A 20,177-nucleotide genomic window follows, 5' to 3' on the forward strand; every position below is an offset into this window, starting at 1 on the left:
CGACACCGGGCGGGGAAGAGACGGCTGACGCTACTCCGTGGACGCGGATTCGGACTCGGACTCCGTCGGTTCGAGTTCGATCTCGGTGAACTCCGCCTCTCGAGCGGCCCGCCGCCGCGAGCGGAGAGACAGGACCACGCCGACGGCGACCACGCCGACCAGCGCCACCACGAGCCAGCGCCGCCTCCCACCGCCGTTCCCGGTGGCGTCCGCGTTCGTCTCGGCCTCGGTCTCGGCCGACGGTCCGTCGTCCGCGTCCAGTCCACGTTTGCTGTCGAGAAGTCCCATGCTGTTATCGTGGGATGAACGTACGCAACCCTCTTGAGCGTGTCCCCTGCTCGGACGCAGTCGAAGCGATGACCGGCGGTTCGTCTCCTCTCACGAGCCCTCCGGGTGATTCCCACACCGCCGCGTCGTTCGACCGGTGGACCCACGGGCAACGACGCCAGGAGCTACGATCACTCGTCCGCGTCCGGTGTTCGCACCGCGTCCGTGTAGCCACGGAGCACGAAGTTACCGATCCAGAGCAGTGCGACGACGACCCCGACGAGAACGATCAACGCCTGAGCGATTCCTTCGACGGTACTCGCGGCGGAGACAGTGATCGCGAGGACGACCACGATTCCTGCCGTGTCACGGAGAGACCAATCCATCGCAGTCCGGCTTCTTCGCCGTCGCGTATATGCTCTGTGTGTCCGGGAGCCGCGGCGAGAGTGGACCGTCGCCCGACTCGACCGGTCGGGCCGATACGTCTCGGCGACCGTCGACTAACCCGACTCGATAAGACGCGGTCCCGAGACGGCAATCACTATGCTACTCGAAACCATACCACACTGTGGAAGAGCGAGATATCATGAGCTCGTCGCTCGAAGACGTCGAATACCTCGTCCGGTCAGAGCACCGCGTAGCGGTGCTTGACGCGCTGGCTGACGGCCCGCAGAGCCGATCGGAGCTCCGGGCGCTGACCGGCGCGTCGGCGTCCACGATCAGTCGCATGCTCCGCGAGTTCGAGGCCCGACACTGGATCGGAAAAGAGGGCCACCAGTTCGAGGCGACACCGCTGGGTGCGTTCGTCGTCGAGGGGCTGATGCGCCTGCTCGGACGGATGGAGACCGAGCAGACGCTCCGCGAGGTGATGCGGTGGTTCCCGACCGACGACGTGGAGTTCGACGTCGTTCGGTGTCTGCGTGACGCCGAGATCGTGTTCCCGACCGAGAGCGACCCGATGGCACCGGTCAGGCGTGCAGGCCAGCAACTGCGCGCCGGAACACGGCTCCGCTTCCTCACGACTCAGGTCACCGTCCAGTACTTCGACGTCGTCAGAGAGCTGGTCTCTGACGAGGGGATGCACGTCGAAGGGGTGGTGACACCCGGCGTCTACGACACGCTCGTGAGCGATCCTGCGATGGCTGCGGTGTACGATGACTTGCGCGATTCGGAGGACGTGCGGGTCCTGGTAACGGAGGGCGTCCCCCTCATATTGCAGATCGTCGACGACCGTGTGGGCGTCGGACTCGTCGACGAGGCGGCGACCCCCCGGGGGCTGATCTGTAGCGACGCCGACCGCGTCCACAGGTGGGCCGTCGACACGTTCGAGACCTACCGCGGCGAGGCGGAGCCGGTCTCCGAGCCGTAGTCACCTCGTCGTCCCGAGACGGGTTTTCCGCAGCCGACAGTCGCGTCGTCACCCGCGCCGCTCGCCACGCTCCCGGTAGGACGATGGCGTCGAACGGTGCGGGCGTCGAACGGCGGGTCACTCGCTTGCGCGTAGTGGGCCGCGTGCACCGTCTGCAGGCCGGTCACGGGTCGGGCGAATCTCACTAGGCGCTTATATACCCGTCCCGATCGAACCGGTTTGTGTCGCGGAGGGACAACGATGGCAGTAGACAACCAGAACCGGTGGAACGTCAAAGGGGAGTTCGTCGAGGCCTGCAACTGCTCGGCACCGTGTCAGTGCCTGTGGAACGAAGCCCCCGACGACGACGAGTGTACCGCAGCCCTCTTCTGGCACATCGACGAGGGCGTGTACGAGGGAGCCGACCTGAGCGATCTCACGGTGGGCGTCCTCCTCTACGATCAGGGGCTCCTCTTCGATGGGGGGTGGGATCTGGTCGTCCTCATGGACGAGCAAGCGACCGACGAACAGGCGTCGGGGCTCGAAGAGATCTTCATGGGCCGAGCCGGCGGCGTCATGGGTGCCGTCGCCGAACTCGTCGAAGACGTGACGGACACCGCAGTCGTGCCGATCTCCTACTCGAAGGAGAACGGCCACATCTCGGTCGTGGCGGGCGACGTCGTGGCGGTCGAGGCGGACGCCATCGACGGGATCGAAGAGTTACCCGGGGAGGTGTCACCCCATCCGCTCACCTCGCCATCGATGACCGCGTCGACCGGTAAGTCCACGACGGCGACCGTTTCGTTCAACGACGAGTTCTCCTGGGACGTGTCAGGCAACAACTCCTACTTCGGCGAGTTCGAGTACGGGGCGTAACCGGGTGCGCTCAGGAGGACCGTGCTTCATGCACACGAGAGACGGGTTACGAGAACGCATCGATCTCAGCCGAATCCCGTTCGTCGCGCTTGCCACGTACGTGGTCGCGCTGTTGGCGTGGGTCGCGCTCGCCGAGCGATGGCTTCCGATGCCGGGATCGGGAACGGCTGCGGGAACGCGGATGGCCGATCCGGGTGCGCCCGAGGCGATGGCGCTGGCGAACGGGCCGTCCGGTGTCGGACTGTACCTGCTCATGTGGGGTGTGATGATGCTCGCGATGATGTATCCCGCGACGGTGCCGCTGTTTCGGCTGTACAACGGGACGCTCCGGGGAACGACCAAGCCCGAGCGGATAACGCGCCTCGGCGCGTTCATGGGGACGTACACGGTCGTGTGGGCACTCACGGGAGTCGTACCGCTCGCGGTGAACCGTGTCGTTCCGGTCGCCACCCTCGCCGCCGAGAGCGGCACGGTTCTTCTGGGCGCATCCCTGCTGGTGTTGTCCGCGTATCAGCTCTCCTCGTACAAGCACCGCTGTCTCGACTACTGCCGGTCGCCGCTCGGCTTCCTCACGGACCACTATCGCCCCGGGGTCCGCGGTGCGATACGGTTGAGCGGACGGTTCAGCGTGTTCTGTCTCGGGTGTTGCTGGGCGCTGATGGGGCTCATGGTCGTCGTCGGCTCGATGAACCTGCTGTGGATGGCCGGCATCACGATCGTCGTGTCGCTCGAACGGATGGTGTCGTGGGGCGACCGGCTGGCGACAGCCACCGGGCTCGTCTCCGGCGTCGTCGGACTCGGGCTCGTCGTGGCGGGTCAGCTCCCGCTCGTCGGCTGAGACCGGGGGAACGCCCACACGACGGTAACACGTACCTGGGCCTCGATACCCGCCCGACGCTACTCCTCGCGCCGGAGCCGCCGCACCACGAACTCGCGGTCGAGTTCGCCGAGGAACTCCCCGAGTCGGGGACCGGAGTCGGCGTCGAAGAAGAGCCGGTAGCCGGCCCCGAAGAACTCGCCCGTCTCGATCCCGCACTCCTCGGGGAGTTCGTACATCTGTCCCTGGATCTCCTCGCCCGTGTGTCCCGCCTCGACGAAGTCGGCGAGGGCATCGAGCGCTCTCACCGTCGACCGGTCGAAGTCGACCTCGGGCAACGCCGCCTGCAGGCGGTAGTTGTACTCGTTGTCCATGCGCTCGGCCCACGCGCGGGCTTGTTCGACCCGCGCGAGCGCCTCCTCGACCGCCCACTCGGGCGTGTCGTCGGTGATGTGGCCCTCGTTGCGGGCCATCCGCTCTCGCAACCCACGGTCGTCGGTCATCCCGAGCACGGCCGCGAACGTGTAGGGGATCCGGACCCGCTCTTCCCGCACCTCGTCGACGACGAAGGGGTACGCGCGGTCGGCGAGCGCGGCGACAGTCTCGTCTTCGACCTCGCCGAAGTAGACGCGCTCGAAGCGGTCGAACTCGTCGACGAGTTGGTCCAGCCGGGAGACGTCGAAGTCCTTCGCCTTCTTGGGGTTCCGAACGAAGAAGTACCGCAACACCTCGGGTTCGAGGAGTTCGAGCACCTCGTCGACGGTGACGACGTTGCCCGAAGAAGAAGAAAGCGGCTCGCCGTTGAGCGTGAACCACTCGTACGTCATGGGGACGGGCGGATCGATCCCGAGGACGGTCTCGGCGATGTCCTCGCCGGAGGGCCACGACCCCTCGGCGTGGTCCTTGCCGAACGGTTCGAAGTCGACCCCGAGCACCTGCCACTGAGCGGGCCACTCGAACCGCCAGGGGAGTTTTCCCTCCCTGAACGAGGCGGTCCCCTCGTGGCCACAGCCGTCGATCTGCTGGCCGCCGGCTTCGAGTCCGGAACAGACGTAGTCGACCGTTCCCGCGTCGAGATCCACCCGTCGAATATCTGTCGTCAGCTTCCCGCACTCGGCACACTGCGCCATGAACGGGACGTACGAGCCGTCGACACCGTCCTGATACTCGCTCAGCACCTCGCGGGCGACATCGGCCTCGGCGAGGACGTGGCCGACGACGTCGTCGAACTCGCCCGCCTCGTACATCGCGGTGTTCGACAGCATCTCGACCGGCACGCCGATCCGGTCGGCGCTCTCCTCCAAGAGGGCACTGAAGTGGTCGCCGTAGGAGTCGTGGTCGCAGTCGTCGAACGGGTCGGGGATCGACGTGTAGGGCACGCCGAGGTTTCGCCCGAGCGCGCCCGCGTCGACCTCTCCCAGGCCGACCAGGTTCCAGTCGGCGTCGGCGAGCGTTCTCGGAACCTTGCGGAGGGCGTCGCGGTCGTCGGAGGTGAACACCTGCCGGACCTCGTGGCCCCGCTCGCGGAGCACTTCGGCGACGTAGTAGCCGCGCATGATCTCGTTGAAGTGCCCCAGGTGGGGGATCCCCGACGGCGAGACGCCGCCCTTGATCACGACGGGGTCAGTGGGGGATCGTGCCTCGATCGCGTCGGCGATCTCGTCGGCCCAGAAGGCGCGGTACTCGGCGTCGTCGCCGTCGTCATCGTCGGCACTCGAACCGATGTCGCTCGCCCCCGCGTCAGCCGCCGGCGACTGCTCGTCCGTCATCCCTGCGCCCAGTACGTCGGCGCTTCGTCGGTCCCCTCGGGAATGATGTCCGTCCCGGAGTGGTCCCCGCGGAGGGCGGCCGCCTCGATCCGCTCGGGGTCGGTGCCGTCGAGGACGATCGTCCGCATCTTCGACCGCTCGATGAGCTTCGCGGCCAGGAGATCGACGGGGGCGGACGCGCCCGCGTTCATCTCGATGTCGCCGATGACGTCCACGAGTTCGGACGCCGACAGCGCGTCGTACTTCTCGGCGGTCGACTCCACGTTCGGGTCGGTGCTGTAAACGCCGTCGACGCTCGTCGCGTAGATCAGGAGGTCGGCGTTGACGTACTCCGCGAGCGCCGCGGCGACGGCGTCGGTCGTCTGCCCCGGCGAGACGCCGCCCATCACCGATACGTCTCCCCTCCTGATGGAGTCACCGGCGTCCTCGTACGTGTGGGCCGGCTTCGGGTCGACGCGCGGTCCGAGCGCCGCGATGAGCAGGCGCGCGTTGATCCGCGTCACGTCGATCCCGAGCTGGTCGAGCTGGACTTCGTTGGCCCCGAGGTCACGCGCGGCTCCGATGTAGTCGCGGGCGACGCCCCCGCCGCCGACGACGATCCCGAGTTCGCATCCTTCGGCCGCGAGGGACTCGACGACGGCGGCGTGACGCTCGACGCGTCTGGCGTCGAGCTGTGGCGCGAGCACACTCCCGCCGATAGAAACCACGACTCTCATTGGCACCGGATTGCCGAGAGCGAGGCTTAAGAGTTATCAAGTCCGCGGGCACCCGACGGCGTCACGCCCGACTCACCGCCCAGCGGCGGTGATTTTCCCGCACCCGGCCCCGGAGACGCGCCACCCCGCCGCTCCGTCTCGCTCCGGCTGCCGGTGCTGGCTCCCCGTCCGGCGGCCGTCCGGTCCGGTCGCGAGCCTCATCGTTCGGGTGACGGAGGCCGAGCGGGAAACACTAAAGCCGGTCGGTCACCGGGTTGGGAGTATGCGAGTATTTGGCATCGCCGGGCCGGAGGCGGGGCGGCTGGCGGCGCGGCTCACGTCCCGGCTCGACGGGCCCGTCGCGGTCGTCGAGTCCGCCGACACGCTCGACCGCTCGGGGACCGCGGACACGTACCGGCTGACCGCCGGGGGGACCTGGGGGGCACGGGGGAGCGGGCGCTCGCTCGACGACCTCGTCGACGATCTCGCCCCCCGGTACGCACACGCGGTGTGTGTCGGTTTCGAGGGGATCGGGCTCCCGACGGTCGTCCTCGGCGACGCGGAGGCGTCCGACGTGCTCCTCCGGGCCACCGAGGCCGACGCGGTCGACATCGACCGACTGCTTGACGTCCTCGCGGGCGTCGAACCGCACGTCACGCTGGGATCGCTCGTCGAACGGGTCAAGGCGTCTCCCCGAGCCGACCGCGCGGGCGCTATCGCCACGTTCACCGGCCGCGTCCGGGCCAAGGACGCCGCCGACGACCCCCGAACCACGGCGCTGGAGTTCGAGAAGTACGAGGGCGTCGCAGAGGAACGCATGGCGACGATCTGCCGCGAACTGGAGGAACGCGACGGCGTCCTCGACGTCAGGATGCACCACCGGACGGGCGTCATCCCCGACGGCGACGACATCGTCTTCGTGGTCGTCCTCGCGGGCCACCGTGGGGAAGCGTTCCGGACCGTCGAGGACGGGATCAACCGTCTCAAAGACGAGGTTCCGCTGTTCAAGAAGGAGGTCACGGTCGAGGACACGTTCTGGCGGCACGAGCGGTAGGTCACTGGTGTTCGACACCGCGACTCGCCGCGCGCTGGACCTCTCGCCGCGGGCGCGCTCACGCCGTCGACCGGGTGCGTCTCACGCCTCCGGCCGCCAGAAACAAGAAAAAATTGCCGTAGTATGCCGCCCGTCAGACGGGTTTTCGGACCGTTCACGCCGCTTCCGATTCACAATATATAGAAGTGAATTAAATTCTCAGATCGGCGTGTAAAATGTCTAAAAGAATTTGGAAGCGTTCTGAACCGTTCGTAAAACGTCGATTCGGGCTGAAAGCATCCGAACTGCTCCTAACGTTCCTCCCTTTATATACCCACTCAGGACAAGCCGAGAGACGAGGTTGAACGAAATGAGCGCAACCATCTCCCCCTCCACCGACAACGGCTCGAAAGAAGAACGCCTGAAGCAGTATCTCGTCGAGAAGGCGCAGGACGGCGAGATGTACTTCAAGAGCAAGTTCATCGCCGACGACGTCGGCCTCTCCCCCAAAGAGATCGGTGCCCTGATGGTCAAACTCCGCGACTCGGCGGCCGAGCTCGAGATTGAGAAGTGGTCGTACACGTCCGCGACCACGTGGCGCATCGAGCGGAAGGACGCCGTGCCTGCCTGAACCCCGCATCGCAGCAACAGTCGTCCGAGCGCGGTCCCCGCCGTTCGACCGACTCGGCGTTCCCCCCGCTTCTTGCGGTTGCTTTTCGTGTACGATCAGCGCCGTCGCTGGGCGACACGGGATTTATACTGGTGTCTCTCCTACCACGGGTGATGGATTCGGCCGAGTCGGACGCGCCCAGAGAGGCGCTCCAGTCCGTCTTCCACCTCCGCGAGACGCATCACGACGGCGACCGGGTGCTCTTTTACGGCGAGGCGCTCGCCTCGCGCGGGACGGTCATCGAGGAGGTGTGGCCGGCGTTCCGTGAGGCGGGCTACGAGGCCCGCCTGGCGACGACGCGCTCGGGCGCGGAGGACGTCGTCATCGCCGAACCGGTCTCGCACGGCCCGGACGGAGTGCCGTGGAAGAACCTGGGGCTGTTCGTCGCGACGGTGTTGTCGACGCTGTTCGTCGGCAGCGTCGCGTGGTACTACGTTCCGCTCGAAGGGATCCAGCGGAACCCGCTTCTCGTCCTGCAGGCGTGGCCGTTTACCGCCGCGGTCCTGGGCGTGCTCTCTGCGCACGAACTCGGTCACTACGTCGTCGGCCGCTACCACGGCGTCGATGTCTCGCTCCCGTATCTCATCCCGTTCATCTTCCCGTTCGGCACCCTCGGGGCGATCATCCGCATGCGTGGACAGATGCCCGACCGGCGAGCCCTGTTCGACATCGGCGTTGCCGGCCCGCTGGCGGGACTCGCCGCCACGATCGTCGTCACGGTCGTCGGCCTCTCGCTGGCCCCGATGACGATCCCCGCCCGGGTACTCCAACAGAGCGGCGAGGTCATCGTGTTCAACAACCCACCCCTGCTCGACCTCATCGCGGCCGCCATCGGCCAACCGACCAGCTACACCGACCCGACGAAGACGGTCCATCCGGTCATCATCGGCGGCTGGGTCGGGATGTTCTTCACCGTGCTCAACCTCCTCCCCGTCGGGCAACTCGACGGGGGCCACATGCTCCGCGCGATGCTCGGCGAGCGACAGGAGACCGTCGCCGCGCTGGTGCCACTCGGTTTGTTCGGCCTCGCGGCGTACCTCCACTACGGTCGCGGGCTCGGGCTCAACGAATCCGTCGGCCTCTGGGCCTTCTGGGGCCTGTTCGCGACGGTCATCGCCTACAACGGCCCGGCGGACCCGATCGACGAGACGCCGTTGGACACGCGGCGGCAGGCGATCGGGCTGCTCACGTTCGCCCTCGGCGCGCTCTGTTTCCTCCTCGTCCCCATCCGGATCATGGGCGTGTAACCCGGCGGAGGATCCCGGTGGGCTCCCCGGAGAGACGGTCGTTAACGGGATATTAATCGCCGGCTCGACGGCCGCTCGCTACTCCTGGCCGTGGGTGTAGCCGCGGTCCGAGAGTGAGTCGCCGTCGACCGTGATCCCCTCGTCGGCGTCGACGACTCGCCCTACGACCGACAAGGGGGTGCCGACCGCGTTGAGCGCGACGCTCGCCCCGTCGACGGCCCCCGACGGGAGCGTACAGACGAGTTCGAAGTCCTCGCCGAACTGCGCCGCCAGGTCCCACACCTCGTCGGCCTCGGCGTACGACCGGAGGGCGTCGTGGACGGGCACCTGCGCCGAGTCGACGGCGAAGCCGCAGTCCGACGCCTCGGCCAGCTGGTGGAGCGACCGGGCGAGGCCGTCACTGGAATCCATCATCGCGGTCGCGTCCGCGGCGAGCCGTTCGCCCTCGTGGATCCGGGGCGAAAACCGAAACAGGTCGTTGCCGCGGTCGGTGTCGCCGCGCTCGAATGCGCGGAGGCCCGCGGCGCTGCGGCCCAGACTCCCGGTGACGCAGACGACCTCGCCGGGGGACGCCCCCGACCGACGGACCGGCTCGGCGTCGCCGGCGCGACCGATCGCGGTCGTCGCGACGGTGAACTCCTCGTGGTGGTCCAGGTCGCCCCCGACGTACGCGGCGTCGACGCGGTCGGAGACGTCGCGGGCGCCGTCGAGGAACGCGGCCAGTTCGGTCTCGTCGAACCGCGGGGCGGCGTAGGCGGCGACCGCGGCGAGGGCGGGAACGCCCATCGCCGCCACGTCGGACAGCGAGGCGCCGACGGCCCGCCACCCGGCAGTGTACCGCGTCGTCCCGGGCGGGAAGTCCGTCGTCTCGTGGAGCATGTCCGTGGTCACCACCAGGTCGTCGACGACGGCCGCGTCGTCCCCGGCGGCCGGGAGCGTGTCGGCGAGCACCCGCAGGGCGGTCCGCTCGTCCATGCGGCCAGGGGTCGTCGCCCCCCGTAGAAAAGCTTCCCTTCCGTCCGTGGTCGCGGTCGCCACGCACCCGCGCCGGCCGACATGGTGGTGGCGTCCGCCGCCGAGCGGACGGCCCGAAGCGGACGCGCACGGACGGTTCCGGAGGCTTAATGCACGCGCTCCGCCACGCGCCGGTATGGCCCGCGAGAACCTTCGCGCGACTCTCATCGGGTTCGCGGCGACCCTCGCGGTGTTCGCCGTGTTGCTCTACACCGCGGGCATCGACGACCTCGTCACGCAGCTCACGACGGCCGATCCCCGGTACACGGGGCTCGTCTTCCTCGCGACGCTCGCGTGGCTGGCCGCGTGGGGCGGGGCGTTGCGGACCGTCCTCGGCGTCCTTGGCGTCGAACTCTCCCGGATCCGCTCGTTCTTGGTGTTCTGCGGCGCGATGTTCTCGAACAACATCACGCCGTTCGGGCAGGCCGGCGGCGAACCCGTCACGGCCCTCCTGATCAACCGCGCGACCGACACCGAGTACGAGACCGGCCTGGCCGCCATCGCGAGCGTCGACACGCTCAACTTCGTCCCCTCGATCACGATCGCGCTCATCGGCGCGGGCTACTACGCCACCGAGGTGACGCTCGGTCGGCGCTTGGAGTTCGCGCTCGGCGCGGTCGGCGTGCTCGCGCTTCTCGTCCCGTCGCTCGTGTACGTCGGCTGGACCCGTCGGTACGAACTCGAACACCGGGTCATCGACGCGCTCATCCCGGCGATCCGTGCGGTCGCCCGAGTCGTCCCGCGCGTGTCGGTCCCGACGGCTGACGGGCTCGAAAGCCGGATCACCGGCTTCTTTCGCGCCATCGAGCGGGTCGCGGCGAACCCCCGCGGGCTGGCGTTCGCGCTCGCGCTCTCCTCGCTCGGCTGGGGCCTCCAGATGGCCGCGCTCTGGTTCGCCTTCGCCGCGATCGGCGAACCAATCGCCTTCTCGATCGCGCTGTTCGTGGTCCCGATCGGTGCCATCGCGGGCGTCACCCCACTGCCGGGCGGGGCCGGCGGCATCGAGTGGACGCTCGCCATCCTCATCGCCGCCGCCTCGCCCGCCGTCGGGTTCAAGATCGCGACCGCCGGCGTGGTCCTCTTTCGGGGCTTCGTCTACTGGACGCCGGTCGTCCTCGGCGGCGCCGTCGTCGGCACGACCGGGGCCGGGAGCCGCGTCTAAGGCGGCCCGGGGAGACACTACTCCAGGCCGTGACGCGCCCCCGACGCCGTCCAGAGCGTGTGAGACGCCCGCACGCTGCCGCCGTGATACGATGGGTTTAAACGCCGTCCTCGGGAAGAAACGGCCATGGTAACCCTCTATGACGTCCCGGCGGACGACCTCATCGAGGCGGTCGCCGCGGAACTCGAAGACCGGATCGAACAACCGGACTGGGCGAGTTTCACGAAGACCGGCTCCGACCGGGAACTCCCGCCACAGCAGGACGACTTCTGGTACGTCCGCGCCGCGTCACTGCTCCGCAAGCTCGCGATCGACGGCCCGCGCGGCATCGACCGCCTCGCGACCGAGTACGGCGGCAAGAAGCGCGGGTCGAACCGCTACCGCGTCGCGAAGGCCAGCCAGTCGGACGGCTCGAAGAAGATCATCCGCGTCATCCTCCAGCAGCTCGAAGACGAGGGGATGGTGACGACGGTTAGAGGCGAGGGCCGCCGCATCACCCCCGAGGGCCAGAGCTTCCTCGACTCCGTCGCCGGCGACGTGCTCGAGTCGCTGGATCGTCCCGATCTGGAACGGTACGCCTGAGCGCCGCTTCCGCCGGTTCTCGGCGAAGATCCCCGGGCTGAGGGGTCCGTAACCGTTTTTTGTCGCAACCGCGAAGACGTCTGTATGAGCGGCAGCCCAGACGACGACCGGCTCGAAGAACTCCGCGAGAAGAAGATGCAGGAACTCCGCGAGCAACAGCAAGGACAGGGGCAGGGACAAGGAGCCGTCGACGAGGAGGCACAACAGGCCGCCCAGGAGCAGGCCGAGGCCCAGAAACAGGCGCTTCTCAAGCAGCACCTCACCGACGGGGCGCGACAGCGGCTCAACGCGGTCCAGATGTCCAAGCCCGACTTCGCCGACCAGGTCGAGCGCCAGCTCGTCGCGCTCGCCCAGAGCGGGCGACTCCAACAGCGCATCGACGAGGAGCAGATGAAGAGCCTGCTGAAGGAGATGCAGCCCGACTCGAAGAGCTTCAACATCCGACGCCGGTGATGGAGCTGGCCCTGTTGTACAGCGGCGGCAAGGACTCCACGCTGGCTGCACTCCTGCTCGACTCGTTTTACGACGTGACGCTCGTGACCGCGTGTTTCGGCGTCACCGACGACTGGCGGCACGCCCGCGAGGCCGCCGGTGAACTCGGCTACGGCTTCGAGCGCGTCGAACTCGACCGCGCGGTCGCCCGCGAGGCGGTCGACCGGATGTACGACGACGGCTACCCCCGAAACGGGATCCAGCGGGTCCACACCCACGCGCTCGAACGGGTCGCGGAACTGGACGTCACCGCGGTCGCCGACGGCACCCGCCGGGACGACCGCGTCCCGACTGTCTCCCGCGCACAGGCGCAGTCGCTCGAGGACCGCCACGACGTCGACTACCTCTCCCCGCTGTCGGGGTTCGGCCGTCGCGCGATCGACCGGCTCGTCGAGCGCACGCTCGACGTCGAATCCGGACCCAGCGCGGAGGTCCCCAAGGCCGACTACGAGTCCGAACTCCGCGCGCTCCTCGCCGACGCCCACGGAGCCGACGCCGTCGGCGAGGTGTTCCCCGACCACGTCCAGACGCGCGTTCGTGGACTGAAATGACGCGTCTCGGGTCGGGCCCGTTTCCGTGTGGTGGCACGCGGCGTCGCGCGGTTCCTCCGCGTTCCCGTGAGGAGAGCGAACGGGAGCGAGCGAAACCGCGGGTCTCGTCGGGCGATCCGCGGCGGGGTCTTCGGGAGTGACCGACCCGAACGGTCGAACGGCTCGGAGCGACTCTGTCACTCCGGTGGACGAGCACCACAGCGCCGACGGCGCGAGGAGCGCAGTCGGCTGGTGCGGACGTGCGGGAACCGCGCTGGCGGTTTCGTCCGTCCCGTTTCTGTCCACCCTGTACTGTCCGAGTTCTCCGTCTTCGGAGTCCCCGTCACGCTCCGCCCGACCGGTCCGTCGCGTACTCGACCCCGACCGAGCACGGAATCCGAACGCCTTTGGGTTCCTGTGGGCCACGCACCAGTAATGGTCCCCCTCTCGCCCGGTGTCGGCTTCTCACTCGCGGCCGCGGTCGTCTGGGGGACGTACATCTTCGTCCTGAAGCGCTTCTTCTCGCGATATCCGGGGACGGTGTTGACCGTCGTCATCAACGCCGTCGCCGTCGCGTGGTACCTCCCGGTCGCGGTGACACGTGTGCGAGCGGCAGGCCTGCCCGACGCCACCGCCGTCGGCGCGAGCCAACTCGCCGTCGTCGTCGGCACGGTCGTGACGAGCGCGGTCGCCTTCCTCGTGTTCCTCCGGGCGCTGGACGCCGGCGAAGTGTCGTACGTCGCCCCGATCAGCAAGATCGTCCCCGTCTTCGTCCTCCCTATCGAGGTGCTGCTGTTGCACCAGCGGCTGACCCCGCTCCAGGTCGTGGGCGTCGTCGTCGCCACGCTCGCGGTGTACGTCGCGAACTACCGCACGGGGAGCCTGCTCGATCCCCTCCGGAAGGCCGCGACCGCCCGCCCCGCGCAGTTGGCGCTGTTGAGCGCCGTGTGTTACGCCATTAGCGACGTGGGCAAGCGCCTCGCACTGCAGGAACTGGGGATCCAGCCCGAACTGTGGGTCCCGACGCTCCTCCTCGGCGTGCTCGTCGTCGTGCTCCCGCTCGCCGCCCGTGAGTGGGTGTCGGTGCGCGCGGATCTGCCGAAGTTCGTCGCCGCCGGCGGCGGGGTGGCGCTCGGCGAACACGTCACCGCGCTCGCGTTCCAACAGGTTCCCGCGAGCATCGCCTCGCCGATCATCAACACCCAGGCGATCGTCGCGGTCGTCCTGGGAGGGGTGGTCCTCCGCGAGCGCGCCTTCGCCACCAGGCTCGTCGCCGCCGGACTGGCCGTCTGCGGGGTCGGCCTCATCGCGCTCTGATCGGCGTGCACCACATCGGACCTGGCTTCAACAGCTTCAAGCGCCCGAGTCGCAAACCGGCGGCCATGTACGACCGACTGAAGGGGTTTCGGGACTTCTACCCCGGCGAGATGGCCGCCCGGCGGGAGGTCCTCGACACCGTCGGGGCCACGGCCGCGCGCTACGGCTTCCGCGAGGTGGGGACGCCGGCGCTGGAGCGGACGCAGATGTACGTCGACAAGAGCGGCGAGGAGATCGTCGACGAACTGTACACGTTCACGGACAAGGGCGGTCGGGACGTCGCCCTGACGCCGGAGCTCACCCCGACGGTGGCGCGGATGGTCGTCGCCCGCGGTCAGGAACTGTCGAAGCCGATCAAGTGGGTGTCGACGCGGCCCTTCTGGCGGTACGAACAGGTCCAGCAGGGACGGTTCCGCGAGTTCTACCAGACGAACGTCGACGTGTTCGGCTCCTCGGAACCCGACGCCGACGCCGAGATCCTCGCCTTCGCCGCCGACGCCCTGACCGACCTGGGACTCTCAGCCGACGAGTTCGAGTTCCGCGTCTCCCACCGCGACATCCTCGGCGGGCTGCTCGAATCCATGGGCGGTGACGTCGACGTCCGCGAGGCGATCCGCGCGGTCGACAAGAGCGCGAAGGTCGAGCGCAACGAGTACTACGACCTCCTGCACGACGCGGGCCTCTCGTACGACCAGGCCCGCGAGTTCGACGACCTCCTTTCCGACCAAGACCTCGACGCGCTCGTCGAGTTCGCCGGCACCGCCCGGGTCGAAGAGGCGGTCGAGAACCTCCGGGCCGTCCTCGACGCGACCGCGGACCTCGGCGTCCGCGAGTTCTGTACCCTCTCTTTGGAGACCGCCCGCGGGCTCGACTACTACACCGGCGTCGTCTTCGAGTGTTTCGACACGACGGGGTCGGTCTCGCGGGCCGTCTTCGGCGGCGGCCGCTACGACGACCTCATCGAGTCGTTCGGCGGTCAGCCGACGCCCGCGGTCGGCGTCGCCCTCGGCGACGCGACGCTCCAACTGCTGTGTGAGCGGGCCGACGCCTGGCCGGCCGAGGAGCTCGCGACGGACTACTACGTCCTCACGGTGGGCGACACCCGGCCCGTCGCCGCTCGGATCGCCCGCGACCTCCGGTCGCGCGGACACGTCGTCGAGACGGACCTCACCGACCGGGGCTTCGGCTCACAGCTGTCGTACGCCGACTCGATCAACGCCCGGACGGTCGTCGTCGTGGGCGAACAGGACCTCGCGAACGACGAAGTCACGCTGAAGGAGATGGAGACGGGCGAGCAGACGACCGCGCCGGTCGACGAGTTCCCGGGCGACCACGCGGCACCGACGTACGACGACTTCGCCTGACTCTCTCGGCGTCCCCGACGCCGGTCGGCTTTCACCGGTGGGGGACCGGCGCGTGTGTTTAACATCCCCGCGGCCGTCTCCCCTCACATGTACGACACGATACTCCTGCCGACGGACGGAAGCGCCCCGAGCGACGCGGCACGCGACCACGCGGTCGGGCTCGCGGCGGCGTACGACGCGACGCTCCACGCGGTGTACGTCATCGACGACGCGGCCCTCCGTGCGGCGCGGATCGACTCCGACGTCGTGCTCGCCGGGTTCGAGACGGAAGGGGAACAGATCCTCGACGACGTGGTGGCGGCGGCGTCGGATGTGGGGGTCACCTGCGAGACGGCCGTCCTCCACGGTCACACACACGAGGCCATCACCGACTACACCGACGAACACGGCGTCGACCTTGTCGTGATGGGGACCCACGGCCGTCACGGGATCCAGCGGTTCCTCCTCGGGAGCGTCACCGAGCGGGTCGTCCGGAGCAGTCCGGTTCCCGTCCTCACCGTTCGCGGCGAGGAGGCGGACGTCGAAGCCGAGGGCTCCGAACCCACGGACGCCGCCGACTAGCGGCCTCGGGAGACTCAAGTACCGACCCCGTCAACGCCCGACGATGGACGACGACGGCCCGCGACCGGCGACCGCCGCGCGGCGACACGAATGACCCGGGAGGCAGGGGACGACGGGCGGCTGCGTGCCTTCCGCGTCGCCTACGACGGACGGCCCTTCTACGGCTTTCAGCGCCAGCCGACCGTCCCGACCGTCGAGGACACACTCTTGAACGCGCTCGTCGCGCTCGGGCTCGCCCCCGACGACGGCCCCCCGCCGGAGTACGCCGCGGCCGGCCGGACCGACGCCGGCGTCTCGGCGCTCGCCCAGACGGTCGGGTTCCGGTGTCCCGCGTGGTGCTCGCCGGGGGCGCTGAACAGCGAACTCCCCGGTTCGGTGCGCGCGTGGGCCAGCGCCGACGTGGACGACGGGTTCCACGCGACCCACGACGCCGCGCGCCGCGAGTACACCTACTACCTGTACGCGCCCGACGCCGCGGTCGGTCGCGCGGCGGCCGCGCTCGCGACGCTCTGTGGTGACCACGATTTCGCCAACCTCACGCCCGACGCGCGGGGCACCGTCCGCGACCTCCGTGGGTCGGTCGTCCGCGACGGCGACTTCCTCGTCGTCACGCTCGCCGCCGGGGGGTTCGCCCGCCAGCTCGTCCGGCGGGTCGTCTCGCTCGTCCACCTCGTGGGGGAGGGGGCGCCGCTGGCGACTGTCGAGCGCGCCCTCGTCCCGGCGCCGCTTCCGGGTCACGAGGGGATCCCGCCAGCGCCCGCCGAACCGCTCGTGCTCACTGCCGTCGACTATCCGGGGCTCTCGTTCACCGTCGACGCGGACGCGGCGGCGACCGCCCGCGAACTGTTCGCCGAGCGAGCCGTCGACGGGCTGGTTCGAGCGCGCGTGGCCGGCCGTGTCCGCGACGGCGTTGGCGCGGACGGCGCCCCCGGGGACCGCGGCGACCGATAGCGCCACCGCCGGCACCGCGAAGAGGGCCGTCGGCTCACTCCCCAGGACCGCGGCCGACGGCGCGTCGGTCCGGGCGCAACGCTCAAACTGGTCGCCGTGTTACTGGACGGGGATGGCGGCACACGCCGGAGATCCGATGCAGGAGCGAGTGACTGAGTTGACCGCCGAGCTCGTCACACACCGGACGACGGCGAGCGAACCCGCCGAGATCGAGGCGTGCATGGACCGGGTCGCGGCGTTCTTCACCGAGGCGGGCGTCCCCGTCGAGCGGTACCGACACGACGGCGTCCCGTCGCTCGTGGCGTCGTTCACCGAGTCGAAGGAGCCGGAGATCATGCTCCACGGACACCTCGACGTCGTCCCCGCGCCCGGCCGGCTGTTCACGCCCCGGATCGACGACGGACTCCTGTACGGCCGCGGGACCGCGGACATGAAGGGCGGGCTCGCGGCGATGATGCACGTGCTCGGCGACGTCGCGGCCGACGGTCGGACACCGTCGCTCGCGATGATGGTCGTCGCCGACGAGGAGCGCGGCGGCCGCCACGGCGCGCAGTACCTCCTCGACGAGGTGGGCTACCGTCCGGAGTTCTGTATCACCGGGGAGCCGAACAACCTCGACGGCTACATGGACATCGTCACACAGCAGAAAGGGGTCGTCCAGGTGGAGCTCACGGCGCGGGGGGAGCTGGCGCACGCGGCGACGCCCGCTGAGGGCGAGAACGCGATCGCGAAACTGCTCGGGGCGTATCCGGCGATCGAATCGGTCTTCGCCGACGCGGACGACGAGTGGGGCGCGACGGTGAACTTCGGGCGGATCCGCGGCGGCGAGGCGCTCAACCAGGTCCCCGACGCGGCGACGCTGGAACTCGACATCCGCTACCCCGACGAGACCGACCGCGACGAGGTCCTGACGCGGCTGCGCCGGATCCCGGAGATCGAGGTGCACAGCCTCGGCCACGGGAACCCGGTGAACACCGACCCGGCCGACCCGCACGTTCGGGGACTACGCGGGCACGCCGAACGGGTTATGGGGGATGTCGGCCTCGCACGGAAGCCCCACACGAGCGACCTGCGTCACTTCGCCCGCCACGGGGTTCCCGGCGTGGCGTTCGGCCCGGAGGGGTACGGCTCACACGAGCAGTTCGAGCATCTGGTGCTCGGAAGCCTCGAGGAGTACCAGCGGACGCTCTACGAGTTCGTCACGGGCGGGCCCTACTAGATCTCCAGCGTCCAGTACCGGTCGTGACTCTCGAGGACGCGGTAGTCGATTCCCAGTACCTCGATGAGCGCCTTCACGTCGGCGACGACGTCGATCCGGGTCGGTTCGTCGTGCGGGGGGTGCTGGAAGACGAACGCGTCGCGCTTCTCGCCGTCGCGCGTCAGCCAGTCGGGGATGAAGCCGGCCGGGGAGAAGCCGTCAGCCTCCAGCGCGTCGTACAGCGACGCCAGCGCGGGCGTGTTCGCGTCGATCGGTACCATCAGGTGGGTGTCGTCGCGCCGGATCGCGGCCGTGAGTTCGGCCTCGGTCTCCACCCACGCGTCGGTGCCCGACGCCGTCACCTCCCAGAGGAACTCGCGGTTGTGCTCGATCCCCGTCCGCAGGCAGTCGACGTCGAGCGTCGGGAACGCCACGTCCTCGGTCAGCACGAGCCGCCGGCCGAGCAGGTCGAGCGACACCTGTGCCAGCGTCCGTTCGACGACGTGCCGGTAGCGCTCGGGGACGTACACCGAGCGCTCGGCGTACTCGATGCTGTCGGTGTAGAGCATGATGATCTCGCTCTCGTTCCCCGGACCGAAGTAGCCGCCCTGGAAGTTCTTGTGGAACGAAAACGGCGCGAACCCCCGAGAGACCAGGTTGTGCTGTGAGGCCGGATGGGCGGTGACGGCGGCCACGTACACCAGTCCCGAGAACGACTCGTCGGTGGCCAGCACGTTCAGCCGGTGTTTCAACAGGACGCGCCCGAGCCCCTTGCCGCGGTGTGCCCGCTTGACCGCCAGTTTGCAGATCTGCGCGTTCCCCTCGTCGAGCGAGTCGTACTCGATGGCGGCCGCGGCGACCAGTTCGCCGTCGGTCTCGACGACGAACGGCCGGACGCTCGCATCGTCGACGAGGTCCCGCCGAACCCGACGCTCCGACACCAGTGGGTACTCCGTGCCCGCCGGGTAGGCGTCGGCGTACACGCCCGCCACCCCCGCCGCGTCCGCCCTCTCGGCCTCGCGGACGACGTACCCGTCCGGGAGGTCGAGAGCGAACGGCGGCCGCCGCCCATCCATGGCACTCACTACCGCGTCACCTGATCACAGGGACCACGCGAACGCATTTAGCTGTGTCGTCGGGGCGGACGCGAGCGAGCCTCGGGAAGACACCTGCCCGGACGCGGGGGCCTCCGTGTGGGCCAGGACACCGTCGACTGGCACGGCTGAGCCGTGCCCGGTCTGTCACCCGGCAGACGAGCGTCTGACGTCCCCGACACGCTTTTCGCTCGGCCACGGGAACGACGGTGCATGGGAGACGACCCCGCCGCGACGAACGGCGAGGAGACGGACGCCGAGGCCGGATTCCACGGGAACGAGGGGCACGGAGAGCCGAGCCGTGACGGCGTGGAGGCAACCGCCGACACGACCGGGTCCGACCACGGCACCGACACGACCACCGTGGACGACCCGACCGATGGTGCAGGCGACGCGGACGGCGTGGACGACCCGACCGACGGTGCAGGCGACGCGGACGGCGTGGACGACCCGACCGGCGGTGCAGGCGACGCGGACGGCGTGGACGACCCGACCGGCGGTGCAGGCGACGCGGACGGCGTGGACGACCCGACCGGCGGTGCAGGCGACGCGGACGGCGTGGACGCACCGTCCGACGCCGACCGGCCGCCCGAAGACGTCCGCAAGTACGAACGGTTCAAGAAGGTCGACGGCGCGCAGTACGACCGCGTCAACGACTTCCTCCGCGAGCGGACGTACATCACCGCCCGCGAGTGGGCCATCGCCCGCCTCTGTGCCGACTTCCGAACCGAAACGGGAGTGGAGATGACGAAGATCGGCGACAACCTCCCGTATCTCGTTCCCTTCATGACCGACACGTACTCGCCGCAGGCGGTCAACCAGGCCCGCCACGCCTTCCGTGAGAAGGTCCGCAAGTCCGGAGCGACGTTCCTCTACGGCGCGATGTGCGGCTTCTTCACCGCCGAAGAACTCGACGAACTGATGTACGAGGTGTCGGAGATCGCGAAGTTCCTCCTCGAGGTCGAGGGCGTCGACCTCGCCGTCGCCGAGGAACTCGACGCCGAGGAGCGCATCTCCAGCGTGATGCGGGAGGTCCGCGAGGCGAGTTCCGAACTCCGCGCGGAGGACCTCGCCGAGGCGTCGGACGACTAGTCCATCCCCTGGCCGAGGTGTCGACCGTCGTCGGCGTTTTGCGTCGTCCCTCGAACGCGCCGCTGCCGTGGCGGGCCGCCCCCGGTACGGTACGATCC

General features: G+C 69.1%; 22 protein-coding genes. 16 read left to right on the top strand and 6 right to left on the bottom strand.

What is annotated here, in order from left to right; genetic code table 11:
- Positions 1-30: 30 nt before the first annotated feature.
- Together NKJ07_RS17985 and NKJ07_RS17990 are read right to left on the bottom strand one after the other, a co-directional pair.
- Positions 31-288 carry a hypothetical protein gene (locus NKJ07_RS17985; RefSeq protein WP_318568163.1) on the bottom strand — a complete coding sequence of 86 codons (258 nt, stop codon included), beginning with the start codon at positions 286-288 and terminating at the stop codon, positions 31-33.
- Positions 289-458: 170 nt separating this feature from the next.
- Positions 459-653: a hypothetical protein gene (locus NKJ07_RS17990; RefSeq protein WP_318568164.1), complete on the bottom strand. Its 195-nt coding sequence runs from the start codon at positions 651-653 to the stop codon at positions 459-461.
- Positions 654-853: 200 nt separating this feature from the next.
- Between NKJ07_RS17990 and NKJ07_RS17995 the strand changes: the two genes are divergently transcribed.
- The 3 genes from NKJ07_RS17995 to NKJ07_RS18005 all read left to right on the top strand — a co-directional run bounded on the left by NKJ07_RS17995 (position 854) and on the right by NKJ07_RS18005 (position 3,329).
- Positions 854-1,636: a helix-turn-helix transcriptional regulator gene (locus tag NKJ07_RS17995; RefSeq protein ID WP_318568165.1), complete on the top strand. Its 783-nt coding sequence runs from the start codon at positions 854-856 to the stop codon at positions 1,634-1,636.
- Positions 1,637-1,876: 240 nt separating this feature from the next.
- Positions 1,877-2,491 carry a DUF1326 domain-containing protein gene (locus NKJ07_RS18000; RefSeq protein WP_318568166.1) on the top strand — a complete coding sequence of 205 codons (615 nt, stop codon included), beginning with the start codon at positions 1,877-1,879 and terminating at the stop codon, positions 2,489-2,491.
- A gap of 28 nt (positions 2,492-2,519) precedes the next feature.
- On the top strand, positions 2,520-3,329 hold the full coding sequence (locus NKJ07_RS18005) for a DUF2182 domain-containing protein (RefSeq protein WP_318568167.1): 810 nt from the start codon (positions 2,520-2,522) through the stop codon (positions 3,327-3,329).
- 59 nt (positions 3,330-3,388) lie between these two features.
- Here the strand turns inward: NKJ07_RS18005 and lysS are convergent, their stop codons facing one another.
- Positions 3,389-5,077, bottom strand: coding sequence for a lysine--tRNA ligase (lysS, locus tag NKJ07_RS18010; protein WP_318568168.1), 1,689 nt, complete (start codon positions 5,075-5,077; stop codon positions 3,389-3,391).
- Positions 5,074-5,793, bottom strand: coding sequence for a UMP kinase (gene pyrH / locus NKJ07_RS18015; RefSeq protein ID WP_318568169.1), 720 nt, complete (start codon positions 5,791-5,793; stop codon positions 5,074-5,076). The genes lysS and pyrH overlap by 4 nt, the downstream gene beginning before the upstream one ends.
- A 262-nt stretch (positions 5,794-6,055) precedes the next feature.
- On the opposite strand from pyrH, the gene NKJ07_RS18020 reads away from it, so the two are divergent.
- The 3 genes from NKJ07_RS18020 to NKJ07_RS18030 all read left to right on the top strand — a co-directional run bounded on the left by NKJ07_RS18020 (position 6,056) and on the right by NKJ07_RS18030 (position 8,722).
- The gene (locus tag NKJ07_RS18020) at positions 6,056-6,826 is read left to right on the top strand and encodes a molybdopterin synthase (protein ID WP_318568170.1); all 771 of its coding nucleotides are present in this window, start codon (positions 6,056-6,058) and stop codon (positions 6,824-6,826) included.
- A 349-nt stretch (positions 6,827-7,175) separates the two neighbouring features.
- A complete protein-coding gene (locus NKJ07_RS18025; protein ID WP_318568171.1) occupies positions 7,176-7,436 on the top strand; it encodes a DUF7123 family protein in 261 nt (86 codons plus the stop codon).
- Between the two features lie 152 nt (positions 7,437-7,588).
- Positions 7,589-8,722, top strand: coding sequence for a site-2 protease family protein (locus NKJ07_RS18030; RefSeq protein ID WP_318568172.1), 1,134 nt, complete (start codon positions 7,589-7,591; stop codon positions 8,720-8,722).
- Between the two features lie 78 nt (positions 8,723-8,800).
- On the opposite strand, the gene thiL is transcribed toward NKJ07_RS18030, so the two are convergent.
- Complete coding sequence (thiL, locus tag NKJ07_RS18035) at positions 8,801-9,697, bottom strand: thiamine-phosphate kinase (RefSeq protein WP_318568173.1); 897 nt, start codon at positions 9,695-9,697, stop codon at positions 8,801-8,803.
- Positions 9,698-9,872: 175 nt separating this feature from the next.
- On the opposite strand from thiL, the gene NKJ07_RS18040 reads away from it, so the two are divergent.
- The 9 genes from NKJ07_RS18040 (at position 9,873) to NKJ07_RS18080 (ending at position 17,914) form a co-directional block, all read left to right on the top strand.
- On the top strand, positions 9,873-10,898 hold the full coding sequence (locus tag NKJ07_RS18040) for a lysylphosphatidylglycerol synthase transmembrane domain-containing protein (protein ID WP_318568174.1): 1,026 nt from the start codon (positions 9,873-9,875) through the stop codon (positions 10,896-10,898).
- Positions 10,899-11,024: 126 nt separating this feature from the next.
- Positions 11,025-11,480 carry a 30S ribosomal protein S19e gene (locus NKJ07_RS18045; protein WP_318568175.1) on the top strand — a complete coding sequence of 152 codons (456 nt, stop codon included), beginning with the start codon at positions 11,025-11,027 and terminating at the stop codon, positions 11,478-11,480.
- An 84-nt stretch (positions 11,481-11,564) separates the two neighbouring features.
- Positions 11,565-11,933: a DNA-binding protein gene (locus NKJ07_RS18050; protein ID WP_318568176.1), complete on the top strand. Its 369-nt coding sequence runs from the start codon at positions 11,565-11,567 to the stop codon at positions 11,931-11,933.
- The gene (locus NKJ07_RS18055) at positions 11,933-12,523 is read left to right on the top strand and encodes a DUF7411 family protein (protein ID WP_318568177.1); all 591 of its coding nucleotides are present in this window, start codon (positions 11,933-11,935) and stop codon (positions 12,521-12,523) included. Before NKJ07_RS18050 ends, NKJ07_RS18055 begins: the two co-directional genes overlap by 1 nt.
- Positions 12,524-12,937: 414 nt before the next feature.
- Complete coding sequence (locus NKJ07_RS18060; protein ID WP_318568178.1) at positions 12,938-13,819, top strand: DMT family transporter; 882 nt, start codon at positions 12,938-12,940, stop codon at positions 13,817-13,819.
- Between the two features lie 65 nt (positions 13,820-13,884).
- The gene (gene hisS / locus NKJ07_RS18065; protein WP_318568179.1) at positions 13,885-15,183 is read left to right on the top strand and encodes a histidine--tRNA ligase; all 1,299 of its coding nucleotides are present in this window, start codon (positions 13,885-13,887) and stop codon (positions 15,181-15,183) included.
- A gap of 87 nt (positions 15,184-15,270) precedes the next feature.
- Complete coding sequence (locus tag NKJ07_RS18070; protein WP_318568180.1) at positions 15,271-15,744, top strand: universal stress protein; 474 nt, start codon at positions 15,271-15,273, stop codon at positions 15,742-15,744.
- A 120-nt stretch (positions 15,745-15,864) separates the two neighbouring features.
- Positions 15,865-16,695 carry a tRNA pseudouridine(38-40) synthase TruA gene (gene truA, locus NKJ07_RS18075; RefSeq protein ID WP_318570488.1) on the top strand — a complete coding sequence of 277 codons (831 nt, stop codon included), beginning with the start codon at positions 15,865-15,867 and terminating at the stop codon, positions 16,693-16,695.
- 136 nt (positions 16,696-16,831) lie between these two features.
- Positions 16,832-17,914, top strand: a complete 1,083-nt coding sequence (locus tag NKJ07_RS18080) for a M20 family metallopeptidase (protein WP_318568181.1) — start codon at positions 16,832-16,834, stop codon at positions 17,912-17,914.
- Here NKJ07_RS18080 and NKJ07_RS18085 read toward each other — a convergent pair.
- The gene (locus tag NKJ07_RS18085; protein ID WP_318570489.1) at positions 17,911-18,969 is read right to left on the bottom strand and encodes a GNAT family N-acetyltransferase; all 1,059 of its coding nucleotides are present in this window, start codon (positions 18,967-18,969) and stop codon (positions 17,911-17,913) included. The two genes, NKJ07_RS18080 and NKJ07_RS18085, sit on opposite strands and share 4 nt — an antisense overlap.
- A 231-nt stretch (positions 18,970-19,200) precedes the next feature.
- Here NKJ07_RS18085 and NKJ07_RS18090 point away from each other — a divergent pair, with 231 nt between their 5' ends.
- Positions 19,201-20,079, top strand: a complete 879-nt coding sequence (locus tag NKJ07_RS18090; protein WP_318568182.1) for a DUF5806 family protein — start codon at positions 19,201-19,203, stop codon at positions 20,077-20,079.
- The last annotated feature ends 98 nt before the right edge of the window (positions 20,080-20,177 follow it).

It is taken from the genome of Salinigranum marinum (assembly GCF_024228675.1).
Taxonomy (GTDB): domain Archaea; phylum Halobacteriota; class Halobacteria; order Halobacteriales; family Haloferacaceae; genus Salinigranum; species Salinigranum marinum.